The following is a 6,379-nucleotide window of genomic DNA, read 5'->3' on the forward strand; positions in this document are numbered from 1 at the left end:
GCAATACTAGCATAAATTGACGTCACGTCCTGTCGATGCGGAGGAGGGGGGTCACATGGCGTCCAGGGAATGGAAGATGCTCGCTGGCGCCGGGTTCGGCGCCGCACTGCTTGGCGGACTTACGGGTTCTGCTTTTGCTGGCGATGCGCTCAAGCTCACCGAACTCAGCCCTAACGGGGCGGACGCCTGTTTCGGCCGGGTCTATGACCCGGCGCATCTCAAGGCGCATCCGAAACAGAAGGTGGCGCGGATTTTCTTCTACTACGGCCATGATCCGGTCAGCCGTCCCAATGAGGAACCGAGCGCCAATTCCGATACATCCTACAATGGTTTCCTCATCACCACGGTGCGCGGCGCCAAGGCGCCGGAATGGGCCGGCGGCTGGTGCAATCACGAGGCCGAGGACGGCAAATCGGGCCCGATCCGTTGCGGCATGGAATGCGACCGCACGCTTGCGTCGCTGAAGGTCGACGACAAGGGCAGGCTGATCCTGTCGAACCTGTCGTCCGATATCTATCTCGACGCCGGTTCGGAAGAAGAACTCGGCACGGCTGAATACGACAGGCAGGCGCTGGGCAAGGAAGACGACAATTTCCGCCTCGACCCGATGCCCCCCGCAACCTGCAAGGCGGAGTTCGCGCGGATCGATCCGATCGATCCGGCGCTCGGGCCGCCGCTGCGCGAGCGGTTCAAACCCGACCAGGCCTTCTGCTACGGGCGCGACTATGACGCGGCGCATATGAGTTCGCATCCCGACCAACTGACCCAGTCGATCCGGGTGTTCCGCGGGCCGGTGGAACTGGCCTCCTTCGCCTCCGGGAACGATGTCGCGAACTGGCCCGACGGCGCTGACATAGTCGTCTCCGTCACCACGCGGCAGAAGGGGGCCAAGGTCACGCAGACCTATTCGTGCCAGGGCGAAGCCGACCAGTGGCGTTGTGCCGCGAGTTCGAAGACGAGCAATTTTTCCTGCGACATCGCGCAAAAGGAAATCTTCCTCAAGCGCGGCGCCAACGGCACCATCATGCTGGCCAATCCCAATAGTAGCTTGGCGGTTGTCGACCTCTGTTCGAAAGCGGCCGTCGGCAAGACCGCGTCCGACGACAAGGTCTATCGGCTCGAGGCGATGCCGCAATCGGCCTGCGCGCCTTGAGATCTGGCGCTTGGCCATCCTAGGGTCTGCGCCGCGTCGCTTCGCTCCTGCTTCGCCTTGGGATGACGAAGGAGGAAGGGCTTCGGCCAATCTTCCAACCGCTCTAACCGCCTCAAGCAAACGGCACGGCCGTCGTGCCCTTCGGAAGTTTCGCCTCGTCGTCGGGCTCGACATGGATGGTCACCCGCACCGAGGGAATGTCGGCCTTCAGCGCGTCCTCGATGCGGTCGCAGATGATATGGCTGGCGCCAACCGACATGTCTGCATCGACGACCAGATGGAACTCGATGAAGGTGGCGCGGCCGGCGATGCGGGTCTTGAGATCATGCACCTCCAGAGCGCCCTTGCAATTGGCCGAGATGATGTCGCGGATGCGCATGTGCTCCGCCGTATCGACGGCCCGATCCATCAGGCCGTTCATCGACGAGCCGATGACATGCCAGCCCTGCCACAGGATGTTGAGCGCGACGATGACGGCCAATGCCGGGTCGAGAATCTGCCAGCCGGTCAGGATCGCTCCGACCAGGCCGCCGAAGACGCCAACCGAGGTCACCACATCGGTCATGATGTGATTGCCGTCGGCGACCAGCGCCGGTGACTTTTCGGCTCGGCCCGTGCGGATCAGCGTCCAGGCCCAGAAAGCATTGATGGCGGTGGCGACGCCGTTGACGGCAAGGCCTTCCCAAGGCTGTTCGAGTGGGGCCGGGGTCTGCCAGGAGCGCCAGACCTCGCTCAGGATCAAAAGCGCGGCGACCACGATCAGCACGCCTTCGAGCACGGCCGAGAAATACTCGGCCTTGTGATGGCCGAAAGGGTGATCCTGGTCGGCCGGCTTGTAGCTGACCTGGATCGCCCAGAAGGCGGCCATCGAGGCAATGACATTGACGATCGATTCCAGCGCGTCCGAATAGAGCGCGACGGATCCGGTTACGTACCAGGCGGCGGCCTTGAGCGCGAGCACGACAAAGGCGACCACGATCGACCAGAAGGCGAGATTGGCGACCTTGCGCTTCGCGGCGGCTTTCGCCGCGATCGCCATGGTGTTCTCGGCTTCGGCCATTACCGTCAGGCTGCCTTTTCCTTGGCCTTGCGCGGCAGGTGGGCGACGATGTTCTCGATGATGCGCATGCCGGCATTGTGACCGAGCGTCATGATCGATTCCGGGTGGAACTGCACCGCGGCAATCGGCTCCTTGCGGTGCTCGAAGGCCATGATGACGCCGTCCTCGGTCTCGGCCGTGACCACGAAATCGTCAGGCAGGCGCACCGGATCGGCGAAGATCGAGTGGTAACGGCCGACGGTGACTTCCTTGGGCAGGCCCGAGAAGATGATGCCCGGCTTCGAGACGCGGATACGCGACGGCTTGCCGTGCATGGGAATGTGCAATTGCCTGAGTTCGCCGCCATAGGCTTCGGCCAATGCCTGCAGGCCAAGGCAGACGCCGAAGATCGGCAGGTCGCGGGCGCGCGCTCGTCTGATGGTCGCCGCGCAGTCGAAATCCTTCGGCGTGCCGGGTCCGGGCGACAGCACGACGAGGTCGGGCTTCAGCCGCTCGAAGACTTCTTCCGGCACCGGCGTGCGCACGGTCGAGACATTGGCGCCGGTCTGGCGGAAGTAGTTGGCCAGCGTGTGGACGAAGCTGTCCTCATGGTCGACCAGCAGGATGTTGACGCCATCGCCGACGCGCGCCGTGGTGCGCTCGGTGCTGGTCGAATTGCCCAACTTGGCGTCGCGGATGGCGGAGAGCATGGCGGATGCCTTCAGTTCGGTTTCAGCTTCTTCTTCCTCGGGAACGCTGTCGAAGAGTAATGTAGCGCCGGCGCGCACCTCGGCGATGCCGTCCTTGATGCGGATGGTGCGCAAGGTCAGCCCGGTGTTCATGTCGCCGTTGAAGTTGACCATGCCGATGGCGCCGCCATACCAGGCGCGCGGGCTCTTCTCGTTCTGCTCGATGAAGCGCATGGCCCATAGTTTCGGCGCGCCGGTGACGGTGACCGCCCAGGCATGCGACAGAAACGCGTCGAAAGCGTCCATGCCTTCGCGCAGCCGGCCCTCTATGTGATCGACCGTATGGATCAGGCGCGAATACATCTCGATCTGGCGGCGGCCGATGACGCGCACCGAACCTGGATCGCAGACCCGCGACTTGTCGTTGCGGTCCACGTCCGAGCACATTGTGAGCTCGGATTCATCCTTCTTGGAGTTGAGCAGCTTGATGATCTGCTCAGAGTCCGAAATGGCATCGTCGCCGCGCTTGATGGTGCCGGAGATCGGGCAGGTCTCGACGCGGCGGCCGTTGACGCGCACGAACATCTCGGGCGACGCGCCGATCAGGTATTCGTTCTCGCCCAGATTGATGAAGAAGGAATAGGGCGACGGGTTGATCGACTTCAGCTTGCGTGAAATCTCGGATGGCTGCGTCTCGCAGCGTTCGTAGAACATCTGGCCGGGGACGACCTCGAACAGGTCGCCGCGCTTGAAGCTGTCCATCGCCCGGCGCACCAGATTGGCGTATTCGCCCGGCTCATGGTCGCCGCGCGGCGGGATGCGGTCGGCGGTCTTGAACGGCTCGGCGATTTGATCGCGCGGCAGGCCTTCGGTCGAAAAACCCTCGCCCGCATAGTCGTAGCGGTCGGTCCAGGCCTTGGCCGAATAATGGTCGACGACCAGGATCTCATCGGGCAGGAACAGCACCAGGTCGCGCTGGCTTTCCTTGCGAACGAGCGTGTGCTCGACCGGGTCGAACTGGAAGGCGAGGTCGTAGCCGAAGGCGCCGTAGAGGCCGAGATTGGCGTCTTCGGCAGTCCTGAACAGAGCGGTGATGGCGCGCAGGACGGTGAAGACGGAGGGAACGCGGCTGCGTTCCTCCTCGGTGAAGACACGGCCGGGCTTGGCGACGTTGAGGCGGATCAGCTTTTTGGTGGTCTCGGCGATTGTGACCTCGGCGAGACCGCCGAGCGCCTTGCCGATGACCGGCAGCAGCGCCTCGCCGCGGCCGTTCAGCGCCTCGATGCGCATGGCGCGACCGCGTGCGGAGATGACCAGCGGCGGATCGATGATGGCGGTGTCCCAGCGCGTATAGCGGCCGGGATATTCGTAGTTCGAGGAAAATACCGCCCCTCGGCGCGAATTCAGCCCGTCGACATAAGCGTCGATCGCACCTTCATAGGGCCGGCCATGGCGCTCGCGGGTGATGGTGATGCCACCCCCCGTCACGAAGCTTTCAGCGCCGGTTTCCAGAACCTTCAACGTCATTGCCGTCTCCATCAGCTACTTGGGCAACGGACCCGGGAATGGCTTTGAAAAACAAATGGCCGCCCGGACATTCCGTTGCGGCCACCCTCTATTTTCACGCGCACGCGTTCGAACAGGCCGCTGTCAGCAGGCCCACCACCAAATGGTCTTGATCGAACGCATGTTCATGGCGATTCCCTTACCGGCGATTGGGCGGCCGCGCAACTGGATTCGACGGAGGCTAATCCTCCAGCGTGCCCGACCGCGCGTCGGTGCTCTTCCTGTCGCCGACCAGTTTCAACAGGTCTTCGCCGGCGCGGATGATGCGACGCGAGCGGCGGGTCAGGATGATGCCGTCCTGCGGCGCGAACACTTCGGTGCGGCCGTCGGCTTCCCCCGGCGCGTGGACGATGGTGGCGAGGCGCGCCCCCCTGGTGACGCGGTCGCCAGGCTTCACGTCGTAGAGGACGGCGCCGCCCCGGGGTGCCGGCATCATGTCGATGTTTTCCAGTAGTGCCGCGACACCCTTGAACGGGCCGGGTGCCGGCAGCGCGCTGTCGGATATCACGCCGCGCGCCGCCAGCAGCCGGTAGAGGCCTGCCGCGTCGGCCGAGGCAAGCGCGCCATCGACATCGAGGATGCCGCGATATTCGACCGTGGTGGCGACGCGCCTGTCGAACTTCGCCACGTCGGCTGATGCGTTCTGGTAGGGCATGATCGAGGCGCCCTCGAAGGTGCCGTCGGCGTCCTCGCTCCACAGCACCACCGCATCGACGCTCATGGCGGCGGCGCAATCGGCCATTTCAGGCCACAGGCTGGCGTGGACGTAGAGATAGGCAAGGCCCTCATCGTCGCAATGCAGGTCGAGCACGATGTCGTGGCCCAGCGAAAGCTGCACCAGCCGCGACTTCAGCCGCTGGTCGGCGCCGCCAAAAGAGGCGTCCGGCAAAAGCCTGGTGTCGGGCGCGGCAAGCAGCGGAAAGCCGCGGTTGAAATTGGTGCGGGTGCCCAGATGAAAGCGGCCCTGGTGCTCGCCGAAATGATATTGCGCGCGGCCGATCGGGTTGGCCCAGGGCACGATGGTGATGTTGCCCTTGATGCGATCTTCGGCCTCGGCTTTGTTCAGCATCGGCATCAATGCGTCGATGGCGACGACGCCAGGCAATTCGCCGGCATGGAGCGCCGCCTGCAGATAGGCCGAAGGTGCTGCCTTGTCGGCACCGGCGAAGCGGAACACCGGGAATTCGTAGGAAACGCCTTCGCTGTCCCCGGCGATGCGTTCGATCGATTTCTGCATGACATCCTCCATCAAGCGCGAAAAGACATGCCCATTTGAAGGTGCCGATGTCGATTGGTCCAGCCCGCCGCGCCATGGGCGCAAGCTAGTCTTTTGCCTTGCTGCATGTCGTTGTCCCAAAACCGCTTCGCATTTTTGGGCGACAGGCAGTTACTCCGCGGCAGGCTGAAGGGCGACGGCCGGCGCGCGCCGGTCAAGCGTCTGCGACAGTACCGCGACGGCGACCGCCAGCAGGGCGAGCACCGCCCCGACCAGCGGCAGATTGGCGTAGGAAACGCCCGCGGACAGCGCCACGCCGCCGATCCACGCGCCGCCGGCATTGCCGACGTTGAAGGCGCCCTGGTTCAACGTGGCGGCAAGGTTCGGGCCTTCCGACGCTGCCTCGACGACGCGGATCTGCAGCGGCGGCACGACGACGAAGATGAGCAGGCCCCACAGGAAGACGATGCCGACGGCAACACTGGCGATCGCGCCGAACTGCATGAAGCCGACGAACAGCAGGGCCATCAACAGCAAGGTGGCGATCACCGTCGGCATCAGTTTCCAGTCGGCCAGCCTGCCGCCTATGATGTTGCCGATGGTCATGCCGGCGCCGAACAGCAGAAGCACCCAGGTGACCGCCGCGGTCGACAGGCCCGACACGTCGGTGAGGTAGGGTTTGATGTAGGTGAAGACGGCGAACAGGCTGGCAGAGG

At 64.1% G+C, this 6,379-nt stretch carries 4 protein-coding genes and 1 pseudogene; 1 reads left to right on the forward strand and 4 read right to left on the reverse strand.

The window, feature by feature from the left end; all coding sequences use genetic code 11:
* The first annotated feature begins 55 nt into the window (after positions 1 to 55).
* Positions 56 to 1,153, forward strand: a complete 1,098-nt coding sequence (locus O7B34_RS29930) for a hypothetical protein (RefSeq protein ID WP_337149370.1) — start codon at positions 56 to 58, stop codon at positions 1,151 to 1,153.
* A 112-nt stretch (positions 1,154 to 1,265) separates the two neighbouring features.
* Here the strand turns inward: O7B34_RS29930 and O7B34_RS29935 are convergent, their stop codons facing one another.
* The 4 genes and pseudogenes from O7B34_RS29935 to O7B34_RS29950 all read right to left on the reverse strand — a co-directional run.
* Entirely contained in the window at positions 1,266 to 2,213 is a 948-nt protein-coding gene (locus O7B34_RS29935; protein ID WP_337149371.1) for a cation diffusion facilitator family transporter, read from the reverse strand.
* A 5-nt stretch (positions 2,214 to 2,218) separates the two neighbouring features.
* Positions 2,219 to 4,408, reverse strand: a complete 2,190-nt coding sequence (locus O7B34_RS29940; protein WP_337149372.1) for an anthranilate synthase — start codon at positions 4,406 to 4,408, stop codon at positions 2,219 to 2,221.
* A gap of 220 nt (positions 4,409 to 4,628) precedes the next feature.
* Positions 4,629 to 5,684: a succinylglutamate desuccinylase/aspartoacylase family protein gene (locus tag O7B34_RS29945; protein WP_337149373.1), complete on the reverse strand. Its 1,056-nt coding sequence runs from the start codon at positions 5,682 to 5,684 to the stop codon at positions 4,629 to 4,631.
* A 150-nt stretch (positions 5,685 to 5,834) separates the two neighbouring features.
* Positions 5,835 to 6,379: pseudogene (locus O7B34_RS29950) on the reverse strand (MFS transporter); the annotation flags it as partial.

It is taken from the genome of Mesorhizobium sp. Cs1299R1N3 (assembly GCF_037179625.1).
GTDB classification, from domain to species: domain Bacteria; phylum Pseudomonadota; class Alphaproteobacteria; order Rhizobiales; family Rhizobiaceae; genus Mesorhizobium; species Mesorhizobium salmacidum.